Annotated in this window: 2 protein-coding genes and 1 pseudogene; all 3 read right to left on the bottom strand. The window is 74.4% G+C overall.

Annotation, left to right across the window (positions count from 1 at the left end; translation table 11 throughout):
• Nucleotides 1–149: 149 nt before the first annotated feature.
• A pseudogene (locus tag ACWD3D_RS36660) lies at nt 150–362 on the bottom strand (tetrahydrofolate dehydrogenase/cyclohydrolase catalytic domain-containing protein); the annotation flags it as partial.
• The gene (locus tag ACWD3D_RS36655) at nt 359–979 is read right to left on the bottom strand and encodes a cyclodeaminase/cyclohydrolase family protein (RefSeq protein ID WP_451464969.1); all 621 of its coding nucleotides are present in this window, start codon (nt 977–979) and stop codon (nt 359–361) included. The gene ACWD3D_RS36655 and the pseudogene ACWD3D_RS36660, both read right to left, overlap by 4 nt.
• Nucleotides 980–1,053: 74 nt before the next feature.
• Nucleotides 1,054–1,740 (bottom strand): hypothetical protein (locus ACWD3D_RS36650; RefSeq protein ID WP_451464968.1); only part of this gene is annotated, 687 nt, incomplete at its 5' end.

Genomic DNA, 1,740 nt, shown 5'->3' with positions numbered 1-1,740 from the left:
CCTGGAACTCGACTGGACCAGCGGGGACCGGCACGGCACCCTGCGCGTGGACGACCGGGGCGAGCCCTTCCAGGTGAGCAGCGTCTCGGCACCTGCGGGTCGTCGCTGAGGCGGCGCAGGGTGTCGGCGACCTCGGTGGTGGTGGCCTCGGGGCCGAGGTCGACGACGTCGCACACCAGCCCGCACTTGGCCGCCGCGCCGGCGATCGAGCGTACGTACCAGGCGCTGGCCCCGTCGTCGGTGGCGCTGACCACGGCCAGGCGGACGGGCCGGCCCTGGGCGGCCAGCTTCGCGGCGAGCTCGGTGGTCTCGGCGCGGATGGCGGCGGCGAGTTCCCTGCCGGAAAGGACGGCTGCGGTCACCGGTTGATCTCCTTGCGTACGGCGGCGGTGGTGGCGGCGGCCCGTTCCGCGACCTGGTCGGCCGCGGCGGCCCGGGCGGCGAACGCGGTGCGCGCGGCCTCGTCCTTGATGCCGCCGAGATTCACTTCGACGTTCACCTGGCCGGTGGCGGCGGCGGCCCGGATGGCTTCGGCGGCGGCGGCGACGTCGCTGAGCACGTTGCGGTTGCCGACCGGGAGCAGCAGCTCGGCCAGCTCGACCAGCCGGACGGACAGCTCGACGGTGCGGGCGGGCGGCTCGGCGGCACCGATCAGGGCGTCGGCGATGGTGGCCGAGCGGGTGGCCTTCTCCTCGTCGGTGGTCTTCGGCAGGCCGTAGGCCGCGGCGACCGCGCCGAACGCCGTCGCGTCGTCCTCGGCGAGCTGCAGGGCCTGGTCGCGCGCCTCGTCCGTCTCCGTGCGGACGCGGCTGATCACGGCCTCGTGCTCGGCGTACTTCGGCCCCTCGCTGTAGCGGGCCACCATGCCGAGCAGGGCGGCCGCCTGGGCGGCGTGCAGAGCGGCACTCGCTCCACCGCCCGGCGCCGGGACCCGGTCCGCCAACTGCTGGAGGAAATCACCGATGGCCTGATCACGCATGCGTGCTCCGTAGCAAACTGGATTCCGTTGTTGTCGCTGCGTCACCGATGGTACCGGCGGCAGCGGACGCCGTTTCAGCCGAGGTCGCCCAACCGCCGTGCTGCCGTGGGCGCGTCGGCCAGCGAGGTGAGCAGGGTCAGGTGGCGGGAGACCTCCTGGACCGCGGTGTCGGGGACGACCGTGCGGTCGTGGTCGGTGTAGAAGACCGGCTCGGGGTCGGTGGTGGCTATCACCCAGAGCTGCCCGCCGTACCGGGCGACGGGTTCGGGGCCCGACTCGGTTGCGGCGTACGGCTCGACGGTGAGCCCGGGCGCCGGTGTCCGGCCGGCCGGGGAGCCGCGCATCCGGCCGGGGACGATGTTGACGGTGACCGGGGACAGGCCCGGGTGCCACGCCGTGGCGGGCCCGTCCGACGGCTGCTCGTCCTCCAGGAGGCGGCGCAGACCCGGCAGCGTGAAGGGGGCGGCCGAGCGGGCCGCGCCCTCGGTCAGCCCGCGCTGGACCCGGCGGGCGAACTCGCCCAGTTCGGTGCCCTCGTCGAGGGCGGCGCGGACGGGGAAGCGGCGGCAGAACATGCCGACCAGGTCCCACTCCTCCTCGCGGTCGCGCCCGTGGTACTGGTAGTTGGCCAACAGCGAGGACTGGCCCAGTGCCCTGCCGACGGCGAGCAGACACAGCGCGGTGGTGGCGCTGGCCGCGGCCACGATCTTGCCGAGGTACATCACCGCGATCCGGTCCGAGACGTGCCGGACCACCGTCAG

The sequence above is a fragment of the Streptomyces sp. NPDC002690 genome (assembly GCF_053592415.1).
This window is presented reverse-complemented; position numbering and strand designations above follow the sequence as displayed.